The sequence below is a fragment of the Catellatospora paridis genome (genome assembly GCF_009720365.1).
Lineage (GTDB): Bacteria > Actinomycetota > Actinomycetes > Mycobacteriales > Micromonosporaceae > Catellatospora > Catellatospora paridis.
Map to the genome: position 1 here is coordinate 130,160 of NZ_ML769318.1, position 23,843 is coordinate 154,002.

Consider the following 23,843-nt stretch of genomic DNA (forward strand, 5'->3'; position numbering starts at 1 on the left):
AGCGCAACGAGAAGATGCCCAATTTGTCCAGGTGGCCCGGACATGCCGTCAACGCAACCGATCCGACCTGGCAGTTGGCGGAGTTTCGCCATGGCGTAACCCCGCCATCGCCATCTATTCACTCCGTAACGGCGGGCCGGTAGACCGTTGTCATGTTCTCCCCCTCACAGTCTTCCGCCTTCTGGCGCAGGCGATGGCGGCTGCTCTCGGCCGCCACCGCGGTGCCGCTGCTGGCCGCGGGTATCACCGCGCTGCAGGTGCCCGCGCAGGCCGCCCCGAGCAAGCCCTCCGTTCCCGCCAAGCCCTCGGCGACCCACAAGGTCACCCTGGTCACCGGCGACGTCGTCACGGTCACCACGATGGCCGACGGCAACCAGATCGCCGACGTGGACCGGCCGGACAATGCCGTCGGCGGCGTGAAAATGCAGAAGATCAAGGGCGACCTGTACGTCATTCCGGACGAGGCGGTGGCGCTGCTGGGCGCGAACAAGCTCGACCGGCGGCTGTTCAACGTCACCGACCTGATCGAGATGGGTTACGACGACGCGAAGTCGTCAGGTGTGCCGCTGATCGCGACGTACACCGCGGCGCAGGCCCGCTCGGCCGTCGAGCCGAAGGCACCCCGGGGCAGCAAGCTGACCCGCAAGCTCAAGGGCATCCGCGGTGCGGCGCTGACCGCGGACAAGAAGCAGACCCGCTCGTTCTGGACCACCGTCGCGCCACAGGGCAGCACGACGGCGCAGAACAGCACCACGCTGGGCGAGGGTGTGGCCAAGCTGTGGCTCGACGGCCGCGTCGAGGTCAACCTGAAGGAGAGCGTGCCGCTGATCGGCGCGCCCGAGGCCTGGGCCGCCGGGTTCACGGGCAAGGGCTCCAAGGTCGCCGTGCTCGACACCGGGGTCGACGTCAGCCACCCCGACCTGGCCGGAGTCATCGACGGCACGGCCAGCTTCGTGCCGGGCGAGTCGGCCACCGACGACGTCAACGGGCACGGCACGCACGTCGTCTCGACGATCGTCGGCACCGGCGCCGCCTCGGGCGGTGAGCAGAAGGGCGTCGCCCCTGACGCCGACATGATCGTCGGCAAGGTGCTCGGCGGCGCCGAGGGCTACGGCCAGGACTCGTGGATCATCGCGGGCATGGAGTGGGCCGTCCAGCAGGGCGCCGACGTCGTCAGCATGAGCCTGGGCGACACCTACCCGTCCGACGGCTCCGACCCGATGTCGCAGGCGGTCGACGCGCTGTCCGCGCAGTACGGCGCGCTGTTCGTCATCGCCGCCGGCAACGCGGGCCCGGAGAGCATCTCCACCCCGGGTGCGGCCGCCTCGGCGCTGACCGTGGCCGCCACGGACAAGCAGGACCAGCTGGCGTACTTCTCCAGCACCGGCCCGCTGGCGTACTCCGGTGGCATGAAGCCGGACATCGCGGCGCCCGGTGTGGACATCACCGCGGCCCGCTCGCAGCAGATGACCGACGGCGGCGAGGGCCTCTACCGCACCATCAGCGGCACCTCGATGGCCACCCCGCACGTGGCGGGCGCGGCGGCGATCCTGGCCCAGCAGCACCCGGACTGGACCGGCGCGATGCTCAAGGAACACCTGATGAGCAGCGCGAAGGGCCTGGCCGACTGGTACTCGCCGTACGAGGTCGGCACCGGCCGCCTGGACGTGGCCAGCGCCGTGAAGACGTCGGTCCGCGGCACCGGGTCGCTGTTCTTCGGCAACTACACCTGGCCGCACGAGGCGAGCGACGTCGCGGTCACGAAGGACCTGACCTTCACCAACACCGGCTCCGCCGACGTCACGCTGAACCTGGCGCTGAGCAACGCGGGCGGCCCGTTCACCCTGGGCGCATCCTCGGTGACCATCCCGGCGGGCGCCAAGGCGACCGTCCCGGTCACCGGCGACCCGCAGGCCGCGGCCCCGGGCCAGCGGCACGTGGGCTACGTGATCGGCACCGACGCGACCACCGGCCAGCCGGTGACCCGCACCTCGGTCGCGCTGCTCAAGGAGGACGAGCGCTACGACCTGACCATCAAGCTGATCGGTCGCGACGGCAAGCCCGCCGCCGGCTACGTCGGCGTCGCCATGGCCGGCGACCAGTGGCCCTACTCGCTGTACGTCGAGGGTTCGGCCACGCTGCGGCTGCCCGCGGGCACGTACACCACCACGTCGTACCTGGACGTTCCCGGTGAGAAGCCGGACCGCACCGGCGTCGCGACGCTGGTCGACCCGGAGACGGTGCTCGGCAACGGCCCCGCCGAGGTGGTGCTGGACGCCAGCAAGGCGCGCCTGCTGCAGACCGACGCACCGCAGCGCACCGAGGACCGGCAGCGCAAGGTGGACTTCAACGTCCACTTCACGGGCATGGACTCCTGGTACGACGTCCGGAGCGCTTTCCAGGTCCCGCCGATGTACGACGACCTCTACGTCTCGCCGACCGAGCCGATGACCAAGGGCGAGTTCGTGCTGACCACGCGCTGGCGCAAGGGCGAGCCGATGTTCAGCCTGAGCGCGCTCGGCGGGCTGCTGGACATCCCGACGTTCGTGCAGAGCGGTTCGAAGCTCGACACCGCCACGGACCACCTCGACGCCGTCTACGGCGGCAAGGGCTCCGCGGCCGACTTCAAGAAGGTCAACGCCAAGGGCAAGATCGCCGTGGTGGAGCGCAGCGACGAGGTCTCCGCGGCCGAGCGTGTCGCCAACGCGATCGCCGACGGGGCCAAGGCCGTCGTCATCGTCAACGACGGCCCCGGCACCCTGCTGGAGTACGTCGGCGAGTCCTCCGTCCCGGTCACCTCCGTGCACCGGGACCTGGGCAAGCTGCTGATCGGCATGGCGAAGCTGGGCCTGTTCACCTTCACCGCCAAGCGCGTGGAGTACTCCCCGTTCGTCTACGACCTGGCCCGCGACTACCCCGGCCAGGTGCCGGACAAGCCGCTGGTCTACCAGCCGAGCCAGCGGGACCTCGCCAAGATCGACGCCCGGTGGTTCAACGCCGGCGCGCCGGCCGACGGCGGGGGCTACCGGTACGACTTGACCCTCAGCCCATCGCTCGGCTTCCACGAGCGCGAGTGGCACCCCGGCACCCGCACCGAGTGGGTCACCCCGGACCAGGTCTGGGTCGAGTCGCACGCGCAGTACCTCGGCAGCCCGCTGCCGTGGGAGATGGTGTCCGGCGTCAACACGTTCGCCAAGGGCAGCACCACCCGCACGGACTGGTTCGCCCCGGCGACCCGGCCCGGGTTCAGCGACTCGTTCGGTGTCTACAACTCGCGTGCGCAGAACTACATGACCTGGAACGTGCAGGCGTGGAGTTCGGCGAGCGACACTATGCGGCTGGGCGGTTACCTGCCGTGGGGCGAGGTGCCGAGCCACCTGCAGGTGTTCCAGGGCGACACGCTGATCCACGACAATCCGTACAGCGCGGACATGCAGTGGAAGGAAGTGCCCGCGGGCAACCTGCCCTATCGTGCCGTCCTGGACGTGGAGCGGCCCGCCGACCAGTTCCGGCTGTCGACCCGCTCGCACAGCGAGTGGACGTTCATGTCCGACACCGTCGACTCGGACTACTTCCAGCCGTTCTCGGTGCTGAACATGGACTACCTGCTGGAGACCGACCTGCACGGTGACGTGAAGGCCGGCGCCCTGCAGCAGATCCGCCTGCACCCCGTGTCGATGGACCTGGGCACCGTGCCCGGCAAGGTCACCACGGTGACCCTGGACGTCTCCTACAACGACGGCAAGAGCTGGCAGAAGATCAACCTGATCAAGGGCGCCGACGGCTACTGGACGGGCTCGTTCAAGGCGAACGGCAAGTCCGGCGGCTTCCTGTCGATCCGCGGCAGCGCGGCGACCGACGCCGGGTTCAGTGTGAAGCACGAGATCATCCGGGCCTACGGCCTGCGATGAGTCCAAGTGTCGGGCCCCGGGGAGGCGACTCCCCGGGGCCCTTCCCGTCACCGGGGTCGCGAACAGGGGCTATTCAAGATCTGCCGGTATGGCGCATACTCTCCCCGCCGCTGGTGATGGAGAGGGGCAGGTCGCCGATGCTCGGTGCGCTGGGACTCGAACCCGACGAGGAGTTCGTCTACCGCGCGCTGCTCGGCCGGCCCAGCGCCACCGCCATGCTGCTGGCCGACCTGCTGGACCGGCCCGAGGCCGGAATCGAGCAGGCGCTGGCCCGCCTGGTGGAGAGCGGCCTGGCGCTGCGCTCCGGCGGGGAGGCCTTCGTCGCCGCGCCGCCCGCGATGGCCCTCGGCGCGCTGATCACCGAGCGCCGCGACGGTCTGCGCATCGCCGAGCAGGCGTTGATCAGCCTCGCCGAGGAGCACCGGGCGGCGGTCGCCGGGCGCAGCATCAGCGAGCTGATCGAGGTGGTCTCCGGCGTCGACGCCATCCGGCACCGGTTTCAGCAGGTGCAGCAGGCGGCCCGCACGGAGATCCGCAACTTCGTGACCTCGCCTTACATCGCGGTGCCGCCGGGCTCCAACGCCCAGGAGGATGCCGCGGCCGCGCGCGGGGTGCGCTTCCGGGTGGTCCTGGAGCGGTCGGTGCTGGCCGAGCCCGGCATCGTCGACGAGGTGGTCGACTCGCTGCAACGCGGCGTGGAGCTGCGGGTGGCCGACCGGCTGCCGATGAAGCTGATCCTCGCCGACGCCGACCTGGCCCTGGTGCCGGTCACCGCCCCGCACGCGGCACAGCCGGGCGGCGAGCCGGGAGCGGTGCTGCTGCACCGCAGTGGCCTGCTCGCCGCGCTGGAGGCCCTGTTCGAGACGGTGTGGCAGCGCGCCTACCCGCTGGAGCTGTCCGGTTTCGGATCGGGCGGGTTACCGTACGTCGAGCTGGACACCGACGAGCCCACCGAGCTGGACCGCCGGATCCTGTCGCTGCTGCTGTCCGGCCTCACCGACCAGGCCGTGGCCACGCAGCTCGACCTGTCGCTGCGCACCCTGCAGCGCAGGCTGCGCCACCTGATGGACCTCGCCGGCGTGGAGACCCGCATGCAGCTGGGTTGGCACGCCGCCCGACACGAATGGGCCTGAGTTGACGCGATCGCTGCTGTCCCTGCTCGCCGTGGCGCTGCTGACGACCTCGGCGGCCGGGTGCGGCGGCGGTGACGACGCGATGCCGCTGCGGCCGGGCGAGGCGCTGACGGTCGACGCGGACCGGCTGGTCCGGCAGCTGATGGAGATCGACTTCAAGGACCGCACGACGCTGGACCCGGTGCCGGTGACGTGCAGCGTCCGCTCGTTCGGCGCGGCGCCCGAGGGCGCGAGCAATGTCGGACAGCTCACGGTGATCTGGGCGAAGACCGTCTGCGGCACGCCCGGCCCGGACGGGTTGCTGAGCCTGTCCATGGTCCCCATCAAGATCACTTTGGGCGGTCGGCCGGAGCTGTTCATGCCCCGAGACGGTGCATCAAACGCCGATGACCTCGAGAAACTCTTCCCCGACCTGGGCATCGACGTGGCCGGGGAGTGGCCGGAGTTCCCGGAGATGCGGGCCGAGGCCGAGGCGCGCGCTAGCGGGCGGTGAACCCGGCTCACACCGGTCGGGACGGTTGCACCCGGGAATCCCCCTTGTCCGTATTGTGGCGGGGAGTATGGTGTCTGCGGTCACAGGAATGTGCCCGTACGTCGATGGGGTGCGCAACCCTCGGCGCACACTGAGCGTTACCTTGGACATCCGCGGACCGTGTCGCTCCCGCGACGCCCACCGCACCGACCGCTGCGTAACCTCAGAACGAGCCACCTCAGACCCGAGCCACCTCAGACCGGCCGCCATCATTCTGGCGGCGCCAGCCACCCGGACCACTGCGGAGAAGAAACGTGCCGACAGCTTCCAGGAACCGTCTCGTCATCGTCGAGTCTCCGGCGAAGGCGAAGACGATCTCGGGGTACCTCGGCCCGGGTTACGTCGTCGAGGCGAGCCTCGGGCACATCCGCGATCTGCCAGCCGGCGCGAAGCAGATGCCGGAGAAGTACAAGAAGGAACCGTGGGCCTACCTCGGCGTCGACGTCGACAACGGGTTCGCGCCGGTATATATCGTCAACCCGGACCGGGCCAAGCACGTCACCCGGCTCAAGGCCCTGATGAAGGACGCCGACGAAGTCCTGCTGGCGACAGATGAGGACCGCGAGGGCGAGGCGATCGCCTGGCACCTGGTGGAGACCCTGAAGCCCAAGGTCCCCGTCAAGCGGATGGTCTTCCACGAGATCACCAAGCCTGCCATCCAGGCCGCCGTGGCCAACCCGCGCGACATCGACCGCGACCTGGTCGACGCGCAGGAGACCCGGCGCATCCTGGACCGGCTCTACGGCTACGACGTCTCCGCCGTGCTGTGGAAGAAGGTGCAGCGCGGGCTGTCCGCGGGCCGGGTGCAGTCGGTCGCGACCCGCATCGTGGTCGAGCGCGAGAAGCAGCGTATGGCGTTCCGCGCCGCCGACTACTGGGACATCACCGCCACCCTCGCCGTCGAGAAGGCGAGCGAGACCGGCCCGCGCACGTTCACCGCGACGCTGATCGCGCTGGACGGCGACCGCATCGCCACCGGCAAGGACTTCGAGCCGACCACCGGCCGGCTGCGTCCCGGCTCCGGTGTGGTGCAGCTCGACGGCGACGGCGCGCGCGGCCTGGCCGCCCGGCTCGACGACCGGCCGTTCACCGTCACCAAGGTCGAGGAGAAGCCGTACCGGCGCAAGCCGTACGCGCCGTTCATCACCTCGACCCTGCAGCAGGAGGCGGCCCGCAAGCTGCGCTTCTCCTCGGCCGCGACGATGCGCACCGCGCAGCGGCTGTACGAGAACGGCTACATCACCTACATGCGTACCGACTCGGTGAACCTGTCCGAGTCGGCGATCGCCGCCGCCCGCACCCAGATCGCCGAGCTGTACGGCTCCGGCGCGGTGCCGCCGCAGCCCCGCCGCTACACCGGCAAGGTCAAGAACGCGCAGGAGGCGCACGAGGCGATCCGCCCCGCGGGCGACACCTTCCGCACCCCGGGTGCGGTGCGCGGCGAGCTGTCCACCGAGGAGTACCGGCTCTACGAGCTGATCTGGCAGCGCACCATCGCCTCGCAGATGTCCGACGCGGTCGGCATGACGATGAGCGTGCGCATCCGCGCGACCACCGCCCAGAACGAGGAGGCCGACTTCGCCGCGAGCGGCCGGACCATCACCGACCCCGGCTTCCTGCGGGCGTACGTGGAGTCCTCCGACGACGAGTCCGCCGAGGCCGACGACGCCGAGCGCAAGCTGCCGGTGCTGGTCAAGGACCAGAAGCTGACCGAGGAGGGCCTGGAGGCGGTGGGTCACACCACCCAGCCGCCGTCCCGCTACACCGAGGCGTCGCTGGTCAAGGCCCTCGAGGAGCTGGGCATCGGCCGCCCGTCGACGTACTCGTCGATCATGCAGACGATCCAGGACCGCGGCTACGTCGTCAAGCGTGGCCAGGCGCTGATCCCGACCTTCGTCGCGTTCGCCGTGATCGGGCTGTTGGAGCAGCACTACCCGCGGCTGGTCGACTACGGCTTCACCGCGGCGATGGAGGACCAGCTCGACCAGATCGCCGGCGGCGACGCCACCGCGCTGGAGTTCCTGACCTCCTTCTACTTCGGCTCGCCGACCGCCGAGGTGGGCTCCGTGGCGCAGGCCGGGGGCCTGAAGAAGCTGGTCACCGAGCACCTCGGCGAGATCGACGCGCGCAGCATCAACTCGATCAAGCTGTTCACCGACGAGCAGGGCCGCGACGTCGTGGTCCGGGTCGGCAAGTTCGGCCCGTACCTGCAGCGCGGCCCGCAGGGCGGCAACGGCAAGACGGCCGCGCCCGTGGCCGGGGACACGGACATCCCGGCCGAGGAGGCCGCAGAGACCCCGTCCGACGGCGACCGGGCCTCGATCCCGGACGGCATCGCCCCCGACGAGCTGACCCCGGAGAAGGTCGACGAGCTGTTCCTGGGCGGCGGCGGCGAGCGCAAGCTCGGCGAGCACCCGGAGACCGGCGAGCCGGTGGTGCTCAAGTCAGGCCGGTACGGCCCGTACGTGTCCAGCGGCGAGACGAACTCGTCCCTGCTGAAGACGCACGTGCCCGATCAGCTGACGCTGGCGGAGGCGCTCCGGCTGCTGTCGCTGCCGCGCCTGGTCGGCAAGGACGCCGAGGGCCAGGAGATCTTCGCCAAGAACGGGCGGTACGGCCCGTACATCGAGCGCGAGGGCGACTCCCGGTCGCTGGAGAACGAGGAGCAGCTCTTCACGGTCACCCTGGAGCAGGCGCTGACCCTGCTGGCCGCTCCGAAGCAGCGGGGCCGCCGCGCGGCGCAGCCCCCGCTGCGGGAGATGGGCGTCGACCCGCTCACCGACAAGCCTCTCGTCATCAAGGACGGCCGGTTCGGCCCGTACGTCACCGACGGGGAGTCCAACGCCTCGCTGCGGCGCGGGCAGACCCCGGAGAGCCTGACCATGGAGCAGGCCAGCGAGATGCTGTCGGAGAAGCGGGCCAAGGGTCCGGCTCCGAAGAAAACTCCGGCGAAGAAGGCGCCCGCCAAGAAGGCGACGGCGGCCAAGGCGACGAAGGCCACAAAGGCTGTAGCTGCGAAGAAGGCCACCACGGCCAAGGCCGCGACCGCCAAGAAGGCCGCCACGGGCGCGACCAAGAGCGTGCCAAAGAAGGCTGCCGCGAAGAAGACAGCGAGCTGACCGCTTACCGACCCTGCCCAGGGTCGTTGACCCTGGGTAGGGTGTCGATGCGAGCGTGGCGACCGGTTCGGTTCCCGGAACGCGCGCCGCGGTGAGGAGCGGATCAGTGTCCACACCAGCTGTCAGTGCCGGGCCGTTGCGCCGGGTGCCGGTACAGGGGCGCAGTGTCGCGCGGGTGCAGCGCATGCTCGACGCGTGCGCTGAGTTGATCGACGAAGTCGGGTACGACGGGCTCAGCACCACGCTGCTGGCCGAGCGGGCCGGCGTCGCGATCGGGTCGGTCTACCAGTTCTTCCCGGACAAGCGGGCCATCGTGCAGGCGCTGACCCTGCGCAACGTCGAGGCCTACCTGGAGCGGCTGGCCGAGCGGATCCCCGCCGGCGAGCTCTCGCACTGGTGGGACGGCGTCGACGGGGCCATCGAGGAGTACATCGAGCTGCACCGCAGCGTGCCGGGTTTCCGCACGCTGCACTTCGGCGACGTGGTGGACGTGCACCTGATCGACCCGGAGCGCGACAACAACGCGGTCATCGCCGATCACCTGGCCGACCTGCTCATCCGCTTCCACCACGCGCCGGACTCGCGCGAGCTGCGCTTCGCGTTGACCGTCTCGGTCGAGGCCGCCGACGCGTTGATCAAGCTCGCGTTCCGCCGTCACCCGGACGGCGACGCCGCCGTGCTGGCAGAATCGAAGCGGCTGGTGCGCGGATACCTCCAGACCTTCGCGCTGGCCTGACGACAGGCAGGGGCCGTACCACTCCCTCGTTTTTGTGGCAAGTCTTCAGGGTCGAACCAGGGTCGGCCCTCGCCGGGGCAGGACTAGAGTGAAGCCGCAGGACGCCCGGGCGCTATTGCCATGGCCATGCCTCAGCGAGCACGCTGAGGCCAGGACGGGCAGTGACGCGGGGAGGGTACGGCCATCAGCACGCCATCGCAGGGAGCGGACGCCGCGCCGTTCCCGGCCGCCATCGCCCAGGCGGATCTGAGCGGCGGCGCCGAGCTGCGCGCGATCCTGCGCATCCGGCCGTTCCGCCGCCTGTGGCTGGTGCTCAGTGTGGCCTCGCTCGGAGACTGGCTGGGCCTGCTGGCCACGGCGACGTTCGCCTCCGCGCAGGTGTCCGGCAACGCCGCGAAGGGCCTGGCCTTCGGCTCGGTCATCGCGGTGCGCCTGCTGCCCGCGCTGGTGCTGGGTCCGCTGGCCGGCGTCATGGCCGACCGGTGGGACCGGCGCTACACGATGGTCATCTGTGACCTGCTGCGATTCGTGTTGTTCGCCACGATCCCGACCGTCGCGCTCTACTCCTCGGACGCCAAGATCACGGTCGGCTGGGCGGCCGCCGCGACGTTCCTCATCGAGGCGATCACGCTGATCTGGATCCCGGCCAAGGACGCCGCGGTCCCGAACCTGATCCCGCGCGCCCGGCTGGAGGCCGCGAACCAGCTCACGCTGATCACGACGTACGGCATCACCCCGGTGCTCGCCGCCGCGGTGCTGGCCGGGCTGAACCAGCTCTACCAGTGGCTGGAGCGCTCCGGCGTGATCGTCGCGGCCTGGGCCGCCCCGTCGAGCCTCGCCCTGTACTTCCTCGCTTTCTCCCGCCTGGCCAGCGCCCTGGTCGTCTTCTACGGCATCCGCGAGATCTCCGGCCACAACGGCGGCGCCAAGCAGGAAACCAGCATGCTGCGCCAGTTCACCGACGGGTGGCGCTTCATCGGCAAGACGCCGATGGTGCGCGGCCTGGTGTTGGGCATCCTGGGTGCGTTCGCGGCCGGCGGCGTGGTCATCGGCACCGGCCAGTTCTTCGCCCTGTCGCTGGGCGGCGGTGACGCGACCTTCGCCATCCTGTTCGCGGCGATCTTCATCGGGCTGGGGCTGGGTATCGCCCTGGGGCCGCGCCTGATCGGCGGGCTGTCCCGGCGGCGCTGGTTCTGCCTGAGCATCATGCTGGCCGGCGTGTCCGTCGGGCTGCTGTCGCTGGCACCGCACCTGTCGCTGGCCGTCGTCGGCGCGCTGCTGGTCGGCTCCGGCGCGGGCATGGCCTTCCTGTCCGGCACCACGCTGCTCGGCGGTGAGGTGGACGACGAGGTCCGGGGCCGGGTGTTCGCCGTGGTGCAGACCGGCACCCGGGTGGTGCTGATGCTGGCCATCGCGCTGTCCAGCGTGCTGGCCGGTGGCGGCGGCTCGCACGACGTGGGCAGCACCGGCGTGCCGATCTCCTCGACCCGGGTGCTGCTGGCCGTCGCCGGGGTGCTGGGCGTGCTGGCCGGGTTCTGGGCGCTGCGCCAGATGGACGACAAGCCCGGGGTGCCGCTGATGGCCGACCTGTTCAGCTCGATGCGCGGCCGTCCCCTCGGGGTCGCCGAGCCGTCGCCGAAGACCGGCGTGTTCATCGTCTTCGAGGGCGGCGAAGGCGCGGGCAAGTCGACCCAGATCGCCCAGCTCGCCCAGCGGCTGCTGGGCGAGGGCCGCTCCGTCGTGGTGACCCGCGAGCCGGGCGCGACCGAGATCGGCGCGCGCATCCGCAAGATGGTGCTGGACACCCACACCACGGCATCCGGGCCGGTCGGCGCGAGCGCGCTGGCCCCGCGGGCCGAGGCGCTGCTCTACGCCGCCGACCGGGCCCACCACGTGTCGACCTTGGTGCGTCCCGCGCTTCGCCGCGGCGAGATCGTCATCTCCGACCGCTACGTGGACAGCTCCCTGGCATACCAGGGGGCCGGCCGCACCCTGCCGGTCGACGAGATCTCCTGGCTGTCCACGTGGGCGACCGGTGGCCTCAAGCCCGACCTGGTGGTGCTGCTCGACATAGACCCGCAGACCGGGCTGGCCCGGGTCGGCCGGCGCGGCGAGGCCGACCGGCTGGAGCAGGAGTCGACCGATTTCCACGAGCGGGTCCGGCACGGATACCTCGACCTGGCCGCGGCCGACCCCGCGCGCTACCTGGTGCTCGACGGCACCCGCGACGAGCGGGAGCTGGCCGCGGAGATCGTGCTGCGGGTCGCCAAGCTGCTGCCGCCCGCGCCGGTCGCCGCCGACGGGGCCGGGGGCGGCGCCGCGGGGCGGGTTCCCGCACCCGGCGAGCCGCGCTCCGCGGGCGACAGTTCCGCCGAGTTACGCGCCACCCGCACGTGACACCGGGCAGCACGTGGACCGTGTCAGCGGGTCCCCGTACTGTCGTCAGGGTGCGAGCGTGGCGGACGGCCGCGTGAGCCGGACGCGGACGGGTGCACGGGCCGTGCGCGCCAGGGAGCAGGGAGCAGGCGTGAACGAGCGGGAGGCAGCGTGACGGACGTCTTCGACCAGCTCGTCGGCCAGCCCGACGCCATTGTCACCCTGCGTGCCGCCGCGGCCGCGGGTGCCGCGGTGCTCCGCGGGGAGACCGTCGGCGCGGCCGGGATGACCCACGCCTGGCTGTTCACCGGCCCGCCCGGCTCCGGCCGCTCGGTCGCCGCCCGGTCCTTCGCCGCAGCGCTGCAGTGCACCGACCAGGCCGCCGGGCCTGGCTGCGGCCACTGCACCGGCTGCCACACCACGCTGGCCGGCACTCATCCCGACGTGCGCCTCGTGGTGCCGGACGGGCTGAGCATCCCGGTCGCGCTGATGCGCGAGCTGGTGATGCGCTCGGCCACCACCCCGGCCAACGGCCGCTGGCAGGTGCTGCTCGTCGAGGACGCCGACCGGCTCACCGAGGCTGCCGGCAACGCCCTGCTCAAGGCCGTCGAAGAGCCGCCGGAGCGCACCATCTTCCTGCTCTGCGCGCCGTCGGACCACCCCGACGACATCTCCGTCACCCTCCGCTCGCGATGCCGGGTGGTGCCGCTGCGCCAGCCGGCCGCCGACGCGGTGAGCGCGCTGCTGGTGGAGCGCGACGGGGTCGATCCCCGCACCGCGGCCTGGGTCGCCGCGGCCGCGCAGGGCCACGTCGGGCGCGCGCGCCGGCTCGCCGGGGACGCCCAGGCACGCGACCGCCGGGCCGCGGTGCTGGCCGTGCCGCGTCAGCTGACCGGCGTGGGCGCCTGCTTCGACGCCGCGAGCGCGCTGATCGAGGCCGCCGAGGCCGAGGCAGCCGCGGCGGTCGCCGAGACCGACGCCGCCGAGCGGGCGGCGCTGGAGATGGCACTGGGCGCGGGCGGCACCGGCAAGGGCGCCGCGGGCGCGGCCCGCGGCATCGCCGGGCAGCTGAAGGACCTGGAGAAGCGGCAGAAGTCGCGGGCCACCCGGGCCCAGCGCGACGCCCTCGACCGGGCCCTGCTGGACCTGGCGGGCTTCTACCGCGACGTGCTCAACGCCCGCTGGGGCGGCCCGGTCTCGCCGGTGCACGCGGACACCGCCGCGCTGGCCGAGGCCGCCAGCCAGCGCTGGACCGCCGAGAGCACGCTGCGCCGCCTCGAATCGATCCTCGCCTGCCGCACCGCCATCGACGCCAACGTCAAACCCCGGATCGCCGTCGAAGCCATGATGCTCGAACTCTGGCGCGGCTGATCTGCCCTGGGGCCACTTGTCCACAGGGGTTGTCCACAGGGGTGTCGGCGGCGGGGGATCTACCGGTACCGTTCTGGCGGAACCGATGCCGTCCATTGAGGAGCCCCCGCATGCCCCGGGAGATCGACGACGCCTGGATCGAGGAGGCGATCGCGTCATACCGGCGGATCGAGGAGCGGCAGGCAAGCCTCGCCCGCGCCCTGGCCGAGCTGGAGGTGACCGTGCGCGACCCCGACGACCTGGTCGAGGTCGTGGTGGACGGTGACGGCGCGGTGCGCCGGGTGGTGGTGACCGGTTCGCTCGACGGGCTGACCGGCCCGCAGCTGTCGCGCGCCATCCAGCAGGCGATCACCGCGGCGCACGACGCGGCGGCGTGGGCCCGGCGCAAGGTTTACGAGGAGACGTTCGGCGACTTCACGGCGCTCGGAGGTGCCCGGTGACGGACGAGCTGGCAGTGTCGATCAGTGGGATCGGCGCCGATACGGCCGGGCTGGTCCCGGCGCTGGACCGCACGGCGCCCGTCCCGGCGGTGCTCGACGTGCCGGGACGCCTGTCGCTCCTCGCCGACGCGGTCGGGGACTGGCAGCGCGCGTCCTGGTCCGGGCATCTGGACGGCGCGCGCCGCCTCGACCGGGAGATCGCCGAGCTGGCCGACGCGGTGCGCGCCGCCGGGACCACCTACCGCATGGTCGAACGGGACCTGGACGGGGTGACCGGATGGACGCACTGAGGCGCCTGAACGCGAGCACGGCCGGGCTGCTGGCCCGGGTCGATGACAGCCTCGCCCGCTGGGGCGCGCCCGAGGAGCACCCGGTGTGGCCGCTGCTGCGGCGCACGGGCGCGTTGCCCGGTGACGTGGTGTCCGGGCTGGCCGACTGGTCGCCGGAGCCGTGGCGGCAGCAGGCGGCGGCTCTGCGCGGGCATGCCGAGGCGGCGAGGGCCGTCGGCGGCGGCCTGGACCGGTTGCCGTCCTGGGAGGGCACTGCCGGTGACGCATTCGCGGTGGCCCGGCAGCGGATCAGCCGGGAGGCCCGGCACCGGGCCGACCGGCTGCGGGCCGACGCCGTGTTCCACGACGAACTGGCCGACGTGCTGACCGCGGGCCGAGCTCGGGTCGCCCGCGGACTGGCCCGGGTCGCCGGCAGCGCGGAGGCGGTCGCCCTGGTCACGGGCGTCACGGTCGGGGCCGCGGCGGCCACCAGGCCCGGGCGGGGTGTCGGTGCGATCGGCGAAACCGAGTTCGGGCTGGCGCCCGGCCTCCGGGCGCAGGCTGCCGCGGCGATCGCGGTGGCGCTGCTGACCGACGTCGACGCCCTGCTGACGGAGCTCGACGAGCTGCTGGCGCGCGGGCCCGCGGTCGTGGAGACGAAAGTGGTGGCGGCGGACATCCCGTCCACCGCCACCACGTTGCGCGTCGAGCTGTAGATACGGCGTCAGCCCAGCAGGTCCTCCGGCCCGCCCGAGGTGCGGCGGCGGGTCAGCAGGAGCAGGAACCGGCCCGCCACGAACAGCAGGGTGCCGGTGCCCGCGATCAGGGCGATGCTCGTGCCCGTACGCGGCAGGCTGCAGCCGGGACCACCGCAGCCGTCATCGTCGTCATCGGTGCCGGAAGCCGGCGAGGGGGTGGTGCCACCGCCGCCGTTGCCCGGCCCGCCGGTGCTCGGCGAGGCGGACGGCCGTGCGGTCGGCGAGGTGGACGGCGCGGCCTTGGCCGGCGCGGTCGCGGAGGCGTTGAGCAGGCCCACGCCCAGGTCGAGCACGGTGGCGGGCTTGCTGTTCGGGCGGCTCAGCGCGAGCACCTGGATGCGGATGCTCGCCGCCTGCGCGGTCACGCCGCGGTCGGTGACCCGCTTCTCCAGCTTGCCGATGGAGATCTTGACCACGGCGAGCTCGCACAGCCCGAGCAGGTTGCCCCCACTGCCGCCGAGCAGGCCGCCCAGGTCGGGCAGGCCGCCCAGTTCCGGCAGCGCGGGCAGGCCGGTGCCGCCGCCCCCGGTGCCGCCGAGGCCCTTGACGGTCTCCGTCAGGCTGCCCAGCGGCAGGCCGTCGAGCAGGCCGCCGAGCGGGTTCGCGGCCAGCAGCGGCAGGCCCTCGGCCTTGGCGCGCTGCTGCACGCTGCCGAGGTCCAGAGCGCCGAGGAGCCCGCCGGCCGACGGTGCCGGAACGGCGAACTCGATCTCGCGGTGCACTCCGGAGAGGGTCTTGGTGCCGATGCCGGGACCGGAGACCTTCAGGATCGGGGCCTGGTAGTCGACCACCGAAGTGGCGGCGCGGCCGGTGGCCAGCACGGTCAGCCTCGGCGGCTCGAGCACCTCGACGCCGATCGCGCCGCCGAGCAGTTCCAGGTCGGTCAGGCCGATCTCGGCCAGCGCGCCGGAGGCGATGGTGCGGTCCTCCATCCGCACCGTCGCGGTGCGCGCCTCGCCGGAGGCGTTGTGCGTCGCCTTCACCAGGGCGCCTCGGGCGCCGGGCAGGATCGCGGCGTCGACCAGGGCGGCGTCGGCCTCGCCCGCGGGGCCGTCGGTCTTGCCGCAGGCCATGCCCTCGGCCCAGCGCGCGTGTGCGGTGAGGTCACCGGTGCCGGCCTTGACCAGGCCGAGGTCCACCGAGAGCGCCTGGTTCTTCACGCCGGTCGTGTTCGTCGGCGGGGCCTGCTGGTAGACCCGTCCGTCCAGTGGTCCGGTGGGCAGCTGGAGGCCGAGCAGCTTGGCGTCGGCATAGCGGGCCGCGGCCGAGCTGGTGACCCGGCTGGTGGCGGACATGCCGGCGTTGGCCGAGGCGATGGTCAGGTCGGCGACCGTGGGCAGTTTCAGCCCGAGTGGGCCGAGGTTCAGCACGCCCACCTTCAACAGGTCGGCCCCGGCGCGTGCGGCGTATCCGGCAGGCCGGTCGCACACCCCGGCCGTGGCGGGGGCGGACAGGATCGTCAGCGAGCTCAGCGAGACAAGGGCGACCGTGCTGGCTGCGGCGAGATGGCGGCGCATGCTTCCTCCGGGGCGGACGGGTGCGCGGGGGTGCGCACCTACGTCGTGGCCCAACGAAGGCTTGTGGGCAGGGTTACGGCAAACCCGAAGACCTATCCATAAGAGCTAACGACGAATCAACCGAAAAGGTACGCAACTAGATCTGTTCCTCCAGGCTGCGCTTTCCCGGATCCCGACCGTCGCGGATCTCCGCGGATGCGCGAAACCGGGCTATCGTGTGCCGATGGGCATGCTCTGCGCGGTCACCTTCAACCGGTACGGGAAGCTGTACTACCTCGATCCCGGTGAGTTCCGGCCGCGTGTCGGCGACAAGGTGCTGGTGCACACCGACGACGGCCCCGAGGTGGCCGACTGCGTGTGGGCGGCCGAGTGGAGCGAGGAGGACACCTCCGGCTTCCCGAAGGTCATCGGCATCGCCGGTCCCGAGGACGTGGGCCGCGACGAGCTGATCCGCCAGCGCAAGGCCGAAGCCCGCGTCGCGTCGAACCGGCTGATCCGCGAGCACCAGCTGCCCATGAAGGTCATCGCAGTGGACCACGTGCCCGGCGGCCCGGCCGACGGCGACGACCCCGGCCCGAGCCCGCGCACCACCGTCTACTTCACCGCCCCGCACCGGGTCGACTTCCGCTCGCTCGTCCGCGACCTGGGCGCGACCCTGCGCTGCCGGGTGGAGCTGCGCCAGCTGTCGGCCCGCGACTCGGCGAAGGTGCAGGGCGGCATCGGCTCGTGCGGCCGCGACCTGTGCTGCGCGACGTTCCTGACCGAGTTCGAGCCGGTCAGCATCCGCATGGCCAAGGAGCAGGATCTGCCGCTCAACCCGATGCGCATCTCGGGGGCGTGCGGCCGGCTGATGTGTTGTCTGAAGTACGAACATCCCATGTACCAGGATTTCCACGGTTCCGCGCCGGCCATCGGCGAGCAGGTCAGCACGCCCGAGGGCGACGGCCGCGTGGTCGGGCACTCGGTGCCCCGCGACGCCGTGGTGATCCGGCTGGCAGCGGACGGCTCCCGCACCGTCTGCCCGAAGGCTTCGGTGTGCGGGAGCCGCAAGTCGTACGAGGACCGCTACGCCGTGTGACGTGGTTCGGCACGCAGGATCGGCATGTGCGAGGGCCCTCGGCGGTGCTTGCCGAGGGCCCTCTGCTCATGTGGGCCGTGTTGCGCGGATCAGGAAGGTCGGCTGGCGGTCACCCGCGCCGGTCGGTGGGTCGACGTAGACCGAACTCCATGTCCACGGTATGGCCCGCGGCCTCGATCGCGGCGACCGTGCGGGTCCGCATCGCCTCGGCGTATCCGGTCACGGCGTCACGCCCAGGATGATCGCGATGGTGCCGGCCGTGGCCATGAGCAGGCAGGTGCCGGGGTGCATGCCGATGGAGATCCGGATGTCGTGCTTGCGCCAGACGAGCCAGACCGCCGGGAACAGGAAGATGATCTTCGACAGGACGGTCCACGGCGCCCAGAAGTGGTAGACCGAGAACAGGACCGTGTTGAGCACGGGTGCTCCCCAGCGCAGGTGGGAGATGCGGGGCAGCAGGAACCCGCGGAAGTAGTACTCCTCGATCAGGGGCAGCGTGAAGCCGGTCAACGGCAGACAGATCAGCATCGTGACGACCAGCTGTGCGTGGGAGTACCCGTCGATGTAGGTGGTGGCGCTGCCGCCGGCTCCTTCGAAGGGGATCCAGGTGAAGAAGTTGTCGAAGACGAAGTTGTCCAGCGGGACGAGGGCGAGCGACACCACCGTCATCCACACGATGAGGCCGGCGACGAGGGCGATGATCTTCCCGCGCCCGATCGGTTTGTCCCGGTAGTGGGCCACGGTGCGCAGTGTGTAGCGGCCGGTGCGTTTGCGGCCCAGCCACAACAGGCCGAACAGCAGCGGTGCGAGCACGATGACCAGGGCGATCGCCCAGGCGAGGAAGACCGGGTAGTCGATCGCTTTGACGAACGGCTCGGCGAGGAACAGGTAGGCGGCGACGACCAGGGCACCGGGCACGAGGTGTAGCGCGATCGACAGCGGAAGCGAGTGACGGTCGGCGAGCAGCAGTTCGACCAGGCGGTTCGGGCGGGTGGCCGTCGTGGCGGCGGTGCGGGTCAGGGTGTTCTCCATACCGCAGAGATTCGCCGCGCCTCCTGACATCGGCCTGTCTCGGCCCTGACACGGCGCGAAGGGTTCTGACAGTCCGACGGCTCCCGCACCGTCTGCCCGAAGGCGTCGGTGTGCGGGAGCCGTAGGTCGTACGAGGACCGCTACGCCGTGTGACTCGGGTCCTCCGCGTCGGAGGGCAGCACGGTGGGCGGGGCGGCGTGCTGCTTGGCCGGGCCGAGGGTGATGACCTCGTCGACCAGGCGCGGCTTCAGCGCCGTGGCCGGGCGGAACCAGGATCCCGTCGGCTGGGCCAGCCACTTCTTCGAGATCTTGTCGACGCCGACCACGTAGATGCTCAGCGTGCCGTCGGGGGCGAAGCGCATCCGCAGGAAGCTCTTGAAGTCCTCGATGCCCTGGCCGGCGTACAGCTCGTTGACGTTCACCTTGAACGAGGCCGCGATCAGCAGGTACAGCGACACCAGCAGCGCCGCCGCGACCCCCGCCGGGGTCAGGTACACCACCACCGCCAGGGCGGCCTGCACCGCGGGTTTGTAGCCGTCGAACGGCAGCAGCCGCCACAGGGACAGCCCCACCACGCCCAGCGCGATGTGCGCGCAACCGTGTAGCGCGCCCAGCACCACCGGTGTCGTCTTCGCCGCGGCCTCGGTCAGGCCGACCGAGAAGAACACGCACGAGAACATCACCAGCGCGGTCATCATGAAGATCGGCACGGTGAGGATGCGGCCCGCCGCGTTGTTCAGCGACAGCATCAGCATCGTGTGCATGATGCCGAGCATGGTGGCGAAGCCCGGGTTGCGCCACGGCAGGCGGGCGAAGACGCCGCTGCCCAGCCAGCGCGAGCGCAGCTTGCTCGGGTACGTCTTCTGCAGCGCGTACGGCATGCCGGTGCTCTGCCGGCGCACCTGTGAGTGCTTGGGCGGCACGGTGATGGCCTGGGGCAGGTGGTTGGTGGCCGCCATGTAGGCGCCGCCGCCGCCGCAGGTGATGAGCTGCTGGCCGCTGTCACTCTGCGCGTAGCGCGCGTAGTGGTGCAGGTCGCCGCTGACCATCAGGGCCACGCTCGCGCCGGTCGGGTCGATCACGGTACGCAGGAAGTAGTCGATGGTGTCGTAGTAGAGCGGGTGCTCCTCGGACTGCACCCAGGCCGGCTGCGGGGTGACCAGGATGATCCGGTCACCTTCCTCGATGTTGGCGGCCACGCCCCGGAAGTACTCCAACTGCGGGTCGTCCATGTAGGCCGCGCCCTGGGCGTCCAGCGCCAGCAGCCACCAGCGGTGCGGCAGCTGCAGCGCGAAGTACGAGCGGGTCTGCTTGGTGCGCCAGCCGCCGATGCGCGAACCCTCGCGCCGGGCGAACAGGCGCAGGAACGCGGTCAGGCCGTCGTACCAGTCGTGGTTGCCGGGCAGCGCGAACAGCGTCGGCCCGTTCTCCGGCGGGACCTGCGGCAGCGCCGCGCGGAACGGGCCCTCGAAGCGGTCCTCGTATGCCTTGCCGCTGGCCGTCGGGTACACGGAGTCGCCGCCGAGCACCAGCACCCGGCCGCGCGGCAGCCGCTCGCCGCTCGCCTCGACCTCCTCCTGCGCCAGCAGGTAGGCCATCGAGTAGGTGGCGTCGAACCCGTCGCCGAGGTCGGCGATGTAGTCCAGCCACAGCTCCTCGTCGTTGACGTGCTCGTCGTGGACCTTGGTGGGGAAGGCGTTCTGGAGTTCGCGCTTGTCCAGATAGGCGCCGAACTGTGCGGCGAACGCGACGCGGACGCCCGTGGCGGCGAGCTGGAGCGGGCTCAGCCAGGCCACCGGAGGTTGGGGGGTGAATCCGAGCTGCGCGGGCTCGAGTTTGCTCGGACGGTGCGTCCGGCCCGACACCGGCGTCGGGTCTGAGGGACTGCGCGGAGGGATCACGGTCACAGCAGCGCAGCCTAGTCCGCAGTGGAACAGGTCGCACCGGCCCGATCGGGCAATCCGCACCGGCTGCCGTCAACCGGACACCCGCGGTGGTGCTCGTGTGGGCGACCAGCGAAAGTTAGGTTAACCTAACTGAATGCTGATCGTTGAGGGGAACGCCCCCACCACCCGCGCCGCCCGCTACCTCAAGCAGGTGCTCACCCATTTCAGCCACAAGATCGACGTGGAGTTGGCCGAGGACCGCGGCAGTGCCCGTTTCGAGGCCGGCCGGGCCGAGCTGACCGCCACCGACGAGGCCCTCGTGGTCCGGATCGAGGCCGAGGACGCCGAGCGGGCCGCCACCGTGCAGCGCGTGATCGTGAGCCACGCCGAGCGCTTCGGCGAGAAGGACGGCCTCAAGTTCGGGCAGTTCACGCCCGTCGCGGCGTGAAAATGTGACCCACCGCCTACCCGTTCGCCCGGGGGCCACCTGATCGCGTATAGTGATGCGACGTTGCCGCCTTAGCTCAGTCGGTAGAGCGTGTTACTCGTAATAACAAGGTCAACGGTTCGATTCCGTTAGGCGGCTCTGCAACGTAAGCCCCGGGTCAGTACATCTGACCCGGGGCTTTCTGCTGTTCGGTCGCAGTCCTGGGCCACACGCCCGTCCTGCCCGGAGAGCGCTCAGACGGGGCACCAAGATCGGCAACCTTACCGGTGGCTCGGGCGTAGTGTGCTGGCGGAGGGCTTCACCGGTGACGAATCGGTGCTCGTCCGCCAGCAGTATGTCTCCGTGCTGGACAGCACCGGGGAGTCGGCCGGGCAGGGCGGCGTGGCGCTGTACGCCCTGATCCGGATGCGGGACGTGATCACGGTCCTCTACCTGCAGAAGGACCAGCCGGAGCGGATCGAGGCACTGGCGCCGAAGGCCGCGGCGCGGCTGTGCGTGGTGGTGCCGCGCTGCCGCTGAACGGCAGGCGGAATGCCTTCGGGGCGGGCGCCGGAAGCGCCCGCCCCGAAGGCGCGAGAGATGATCAGACCGGTCCGGTGTCGGGCGTGGTCACGCCCGGCGGCGGCGGGCGATCACGACTCCGGCAGCACCACAGATGACCAGGGACGCACCCACGATCAGCAGGGCCACGGTGTTCGAGCCGGTGACGGGCAGCGTGGGTCCGCTGGGTGTCACGGCCTGCACGGGAGTCGGCGTCGAAGCAGAAGTCGGCCTCGGCGTCGGTGTGACCGTCGCCTGGTCCTTGGCGTGCGCGGCAAGCCAGCCACTGCACAGGAACACGCGCAGGTCCTCGAAGGTGCCCGCCAGTGCGGCCGTCGCGGCCTTGCCGACCTCGGGTCCGCCGGTGCGCTTGGCCTCGGTGACGAGGTCGCGGTAGTCCTGCGCGCGTGCCGTGTGCTGGCCCTCGTCGAGGAAACCGAGCATCGCTCCGATGGAGTCGACGCCGAGCACCTTGTTCGCGGCTTCCTTGACAGCAGGACCGCCCGCGGCCATGGTCTGCGACGTCAGGAGCCGTACGTCCGTGTACCACCTCGACTGTGCACCGGATTTGAGGAAGTCACGGGTGTCCTTCTCCGGGCCTTCCTTCTTGCCGTCCAGCGCCTCCTGCGCCGCCTCGGCCACTCGGCCGTAGATGCCCTTGCTCGCAGCGAGGACCTGGTCCACCTTGACCCGCACCTGGCTGTCGGTCATGGCGTCGACATCGACGTCGAGCAGCGGCTGCAGATCCGGGTAGGACACCGGTTGCCCGAGCTTGCATGCCTGGCTGAGGCCGATCTGGACCGGCTCGTTGGCGGCTGCCGGGACTGCCGGTGCCAGCCATGCCAAGGCAATGACGACACCGGCCAGCGTTTTCCATCGCATGTTGCGTGCCTCCCCGTGATCACCAAAGGGGGCCAGGGTAGAGCACACCGTCCTCATCTGGCAACGAACTTGTCGGTCAGCAGCGCCACCGCACCGGGACGCTGTCGTCCCCGTCGTACGAGTCCCCGAAGACCGTCCCGTCGTCGGCGACCGCCTTGGCCTTGGCCACCCCTCCGGCCACCACGGCGGGCAGCGCGAGCTTGACGCCGTCGACGAGCACGGTTGCCGTCGGGGCGCTGGTGACGACCCAGCCGGAGCTGTTCACGCCGACGCCCAGCCCGGCGGCGAGTTCCCTCGCCTCACCCGTGCGCAGGTTCCACAGCATCACCGTGGGGCCCTGCTGCCCTGACCGCCACGCTCCGCCGGTCGCCCACTCGCCGCGTGCGGCGTGGGCGTTGGTCCTCGTCCCGGCGGGTCCGGCCAGTTTCCGGCCGTCGCCCCGCGGGTCCCACAGGTACGCGTCGAGCGCGCCCGCGTCGCCCACGGTCCCGCCGACGATCCGGCCGTCGTCGCCGATGCCCTGCGCGCGGGCGTTCTCCGACAGGGGGAGGACCACCGGGACTCGGGTGCCCGCTCTCCACCACACCACGACCGTGCCCGCCTCGTCGTCGTACCCCGCCTTCGGCTTCGCGTTCATCGTGATGTCGCCCGCCGCGTTGAGGTACGGCTGCGGATAGAGGAACAACTTGTGGGGTGGCGGCAGCAGTTTGGTGACCGTGCCGTGGTCGTACCGGTAGGGGCGGGGGGCGGCGCTGGCCATGCCGACGACCACGCCGTGCTCGTTGATCGCGTCGATGCTCGCCGTCGTCGGATCGATCGGCAGCACCTGCGGCACTCCGTCGGTCCACAGGATCGGGATGAGGTTCTGCCCGATGACCGCGTGCCCGCCGATGTAGCGTCCGGTCGGGTCCGCGGTGTTGACCTCCACCCGCTGGAACTTCGGCTGGTTCTGCCAGGCCTGGTACTCGGCGGGCATGGCCAGCGCGGTCACCGTGCAGGTCCGCGGGCCGGCGGACGGGCCGGCGGTGGCGGCCGCGCCCGAGGCGGTGGGGTCGGTTTCGGACTGTCCGCCGCCGGTCGGGCCGAGGGTCAGCGGCACCACCCCGGCCACGGCCAGCATGACCGCGAGGGTGCCGCCCACTCCGGCCAGGCTGCGGTGGCGGGCCCGGCGTCGGCCGGCGTGGAGCACCCGGCCGACGTCGACGCCGGTGGGCGGCACGTCAGCGTCGTTGAGCAGCGCGCGGAACTCGTTCTCCTCGAACATCTTCAGTGACCTCCTCGGTGGCGTGCGGCGGCCGGCTCGGGCACGGCCATGATGGTGCGCAGCGTGGCCAGGCCCCGCGAGCACTGGCTCTTCACGTTCCCGGTCGAGCAGCCCAGCGCCTGTGCCGTCGACTCCACCGACAGGTCGCTGAAGTAGCGCAGCACGAGGATGGCGCGCTGGCCCTTGGGCAGTTGCTGCAGCGCGGCGATGAGCGAGTCGCGGTGCTCGACGCTGTCGTCGGCCGGGGTGGGCCGCTCCGGCACGGTGTCCCGCAGGAACACCCGGGACCAGCGCGAGCGCTTCAGGTCGAGGAAGCGGCGCGTCATGATCCGGTAGACGTACCCGTCGAGGTTGTCGGCCGACCTGGCGTGCCGCCACCTCCCGTACAGCGAGAGGAGCGTGGCCTGGACGACGTCGTCGGCCGTGTGGGTGTCGCCGCACATGAAGTACGCGGTGCGATGCAGCCGTTCCAGGCGCGCCGAGACGTACTCGGTGAAGTCGCCGTCGGATTCCCGCGACATCCGTTACCTCCAAACTTCCGTCGCCCTCTC

General features: G+C 71.3%; 19 protein-coding genes and 1 tRNA gene. 14 read left to right on the forward strand and 6 right to left on the reverse strand.

All coding sequences use genetic code 11. The features are described 5' to 3' along the window. Nucleotides 1-152: 152 nt before the first annotated feature. The 10 genes from F9C41_RS20245 (at nt 153) to F9C41_RS20290 (ending at nt 14,603) form a co-directional block, all read left to right on the forward strand. On the forward strand, nt 153-3,911 hold the full coding sequence (locus tag F9C41_RS20245) for a S8 family serine peptidase (protein ID WP_155388406.1): 3,759 nt from the start codon (nt 153-155) through the stop codon (nt 3,909-3,911). 137 nt (nt 3,912-4,048) lie between these two features. Beyond that, nucleotides 4,049-5,044 carry a transcriptional regulator TrmB gene (locus F9C41_RS20250; RefSeq protein ID WP_155388407.1) on the forward strand — a complete coding sequence of 332 codons (996 nt, stop codon included), beginning with the start codon at nt 4,049-4,051 and terminating at the stop codon, nt 5,042-5,044. A gap of 1 nt (nt 5,045) precedes the next feature. Next, nucleotides 5,046-5,537 (forward strand): hypothetical protein, encoded by a 492-nt coding sequence (locus tag F9C41_RS20255; protein ID WP_155388408.1) that lies wholly within the window; start codon nt 5,046-5,048, stop codon nt 5,535-5,537. Nucleotides 5,538-5,830: 293 nt separating this feature from the next. Continuing rightward, nucleotides 5,831-8,695, forward strand: a complete 2,865-nt coding sequence (gene topA / locus F9C41_RS20260; protein WP_155388409.1) for a type I DNA topoisomerase — start codon at nt 5,831-5,833, stop codon at nt 8,693-8,695. Between the two features lie 106 nt (nt 8,696-8,801). After that, nucleotides 8,802-9,431, forward strand: a complete 630-nt coding sequence (locus F9C41_RS20265; protein ID WP_196279853.1) for a TetR/AcrR family transcriptional regulator — start codon at nt 8,802-8,804, stop codon at nt 9,429-9,431. A 309-nt stretch (nt 9,432-9,740) separates the two neighbouring features. Beyond that, on the forward strand, nt 9,741-11,828 hold the full coding sequence (gene tmk / locus F9C41_RS20270) for a dTMP kinase (protein WP_230689787.1): 2,088 nt from the start codon (nt 9,741-9,743) through the stop codon (nt 11,826-11,828). 150 nt (nt 11,829-11,978) lie between these two features. After that, nucleotides 11,979-13,178, forward strand: a complete 1,200-nt coding sequence (locus F9C41_RS20275; RefSeq protein ID WP_155388411.1) for a DNA polymerase III subunit delta' — start codon at nt 11,979-11,981, stop codon at nt 13,176-13,178. Between the two features lie 110 nt (nt 13,179-13,288). Further along, a complete protein-coding gene (locus tag F9C41_RS20280) occupies nt 13,289-13,618 on the forward strand; it encodes a YbaB/EbfC family nucleoid-associated protein (protein WP_155388412.1) in 330 nt (109 codons plus the stop codon). Next, nucleotides 13,615-13,908, forward strand: coding sequence for a hypothetical protein (locus F9C41_RS20285; protein WP_155388413.1), 294 nt, complete (start codon nt 13,615-13,617; stop codon nt 13,906-13,908). Before F9C41_RS20280 ends, F9C41_RS20285 begins: the two co-directional genes overlap by 4 nt. After that, nucleotides 13,896-14,603, forward strand: coding sequence for a hypothetical protein (locus F9C41_RS20290; protein WP_155388414.1), 708 nt, complete (start codon nt 13,896-13,898; stop codon nt 14,601-14,603). The genes F9C41_RS20285 and F9C41_RS20290 overlap by 13 nt, the downstream gene beginning before the upstream one ends. 8 nt (nt 14,604-14,611) lie before the next feature. Here the strand turns inward: F9C41_RS20290 and F9C41_RS20295 are convergent, their stop codons facing one another. Beyond that, nucleotides 14,612-16,162: a hypothetical protein gene (locus tag F9C41_RS20295; RefSeq protein ID WP_155388415.1), complete on the reverse strand. Its 1,551-nt coding sequence runs from the start codon at nt 16,160-16,162 to the stop codon at nt 14,612-14,614. Between the two features lie 223 nt (nt 16,163-16,385). Between F9C41_RS20295 and F9C41_RS20300 the strand changes: the two genes are divergently transcribed. Then, the gene (locus F9C41_RS20300; RefSeq protein WP_155388416.1) at nt 16,386-17,240 is read left to right on the forward strand and encodes a PSP1 domain-containing protein; all 855 of its coding nucleotides are present in this window, start codon (nt 16,386-16,388) and stop codon (nt 17,238-17,240) included. Between the two features lie 219 nt (nt 17,241-17,459). On the opposite strand, the gene F9C41_RS20305 is transcribed toward F9C41_RS20300, so the two are convergent. Next, a complete protein-coding gene (locus F9C41_RS20305; protein WP_230689788.1) occupies nt 17,460-18,272 on the reverse strand; it encodes a CPBP family intramembrane glutamic endopeptidase in 813 nt (270 codons plus the stop codon). Between the two features lie 140 nt (nt 18,273-18,412). Then, nucleotides 18,413-20,179 carry a metallophosphoesterase gene (locus F9C41_RS20310; RefSeq protein WP_196279854.1) on the reverse strand — a complete coding sequence of 589 codons (1,767 nt, stop codon included), beginning with the start codon at nt 20,177-20,179 and terminating at the stop codon, nt 18,413-18,415. A gap of 133 nt (nt 20,180-20,312) precedes the next feature. On the opposite strand from F9C41_RS20310, the gene F9C41_RS20315 reads away from it, so the two are divergent. The 3 genes from F9C41_RS20315 to F9C41_RS20325 all read left to right on the forward strand — a co-directional run bounded on the left by F9C41_RS20315 (nt 20,313) and on the right by F9C41_RS20325 (nt 21,125). After that, entirely contained in the window at nt 20,313-20,606 is a 294-nt protein-coding gene (locus F9C41_RS20315) for a DUF2218 domain-containing protein (RefSeq protein WP_155388418.1), read from the forward strand. A gap of 65 nt (nt 20,607-20,671) precedes the next feature. Beyond that, a tRNA-Thr gene (locus tag F9C41_RS20320) sits at nt 20,672-20,744 on the forward strand. Nucleotides 20,745-20,888: 144 nt separating this feature from the next. Next, nucleotides 20,889-21,125: a hypothetical protein gene (locus tag F9C41_RS20325; protein ID WP_196279855.1), complete on the forward strand. Its 237-nt coding sequence runs from the start codon at nt 20,889-20,891 to the stop codon at nt 21,123-21,125. A 90-nt stretch (nt 21,126-21,215) separates the two neighbouring features. Here the strand turns inward: F9C41_RS20325 and F9C41_RS20330 are convergent, their stop codons facing one another. From F9C41_RS20330 to F9C41_RS20340, 3 genes are all read right to left on the reverse strand, one after another. After that, entirely contained in the window at nt 21,216-22,028 is an 813-nt protein-coding gene (locus F9C41_RS20330) for an ALF repeat-containing protein (protein ID WP_196279856.1), read from the reverse strand. Between the two features lie 76 nt (nt 22,029-22,104). Then, on the reverse strand, nt 22,105-23,292 hold the full coding sequence (locus F9C41_RS20335; protein WP_155388421.1) for a hypothetical protein: 1,188 nt from the start codon (nt 23,290-23,292) through the stop codon (nt 22,105-22,107). A gap of 2 nt (nt 23,293-23,294) precedes the next feature. Continuing rightward, nucleotides 23,295-23,813: a SigE family RNA polymerase sigma factor gene (locus F9C41_RS20340; protein WP_155388422.1), complete on the reverse strand. Its 519-nt coding sequence runs from the start codon at nt 23,811-23,813 to the stop codon at nt 23,295-23,297. Nucleotides 23,814-23,843: the final 30 nt, after the last annotated feature.

Excerpts from the sequence above, each read along its gene's own strand:
- F9C41_RS20245 (WP_155388406.1), top strand. The coding sequence starts at position 153 with ATGTTCTCCCCCTCACAGTCTTCCGCCTTCTGGCGCAGGCGATGGCGG.
- F9C41_RS20250 (WP_155388407.1), top strand. The coding sequence starts at position 4,049 with ATGCTCGGTGCGCTGGGACTCGAACCCGACGAGGAGTTCGTCTACCGC.
- F9C41_RS20280 (WP_155388412.1), top strand. The coding sequence starts at position 13,289 with ATGCCCCGGGAGATCGACGACGCCTGGATCGAGGAGGCGATCGCGTCA.
- F9C41_RS20290 (WP_155388414.1), top strand. The coding sequence starts at position 13,896 with ATGGACGCACTGAGGCGCCTGAACGCGAGCACGGCCGGGCTGCTGGCC.
- F9C41_RS20295 (WP_155388415.1), bottom strand. The coding sequence starts at position 16,162 with ATGCGCCGCCATCTCGCCGCAGCCAGCACGGTCGCCCTTGTCTCGCTG.
- F9C41_RS20300 (WP_155388416.1), top strand. The coding sequence starts at position 16,386 with ATGGGCATGCTCTGCGCGGTCACCTTCAACCGGTACGGGAAGCTGTAC.
- F9C41_RS20305 (WP_230689788.1), bottom strand. The coding sequence starts at position 18,272 with ATGGAGAACACCCTGACCCGCACCGCCGCCACGACGGCCACCCGCCCG.
- F9C41_RS20315 (WP_155388418.1), top strand. The coding sequence starts at position 20,313 with ATGCTGATCGTTGAGGGGAACGCCCCCACCACCCGCGCCGCCCGCTAC.
- F9C41_RS20330 (WP_196279856.1), bottom strand. The coding sequence starts at position 22,028 with ATGCGATGGAAAACGCTGGCCGGTGTCGTCATTGCCTTGGCATGGCTG.
- F9C41_RS20335 (WP_155388421.1), bottom strand. The coding sequence starts at position 23,292 with ATGTTCGAGGAGAACGAGTTCCGCGCGCTGCTCAACGACGCTGACGTG.
- F9C41_RS20340 (WP_155388422.1), bottom strand. The coding sequence starts at position 23,813 with ATGTCGCGGGAATCCGACGGCGACTTCACCGAGTACGTCTCGGCGCGC.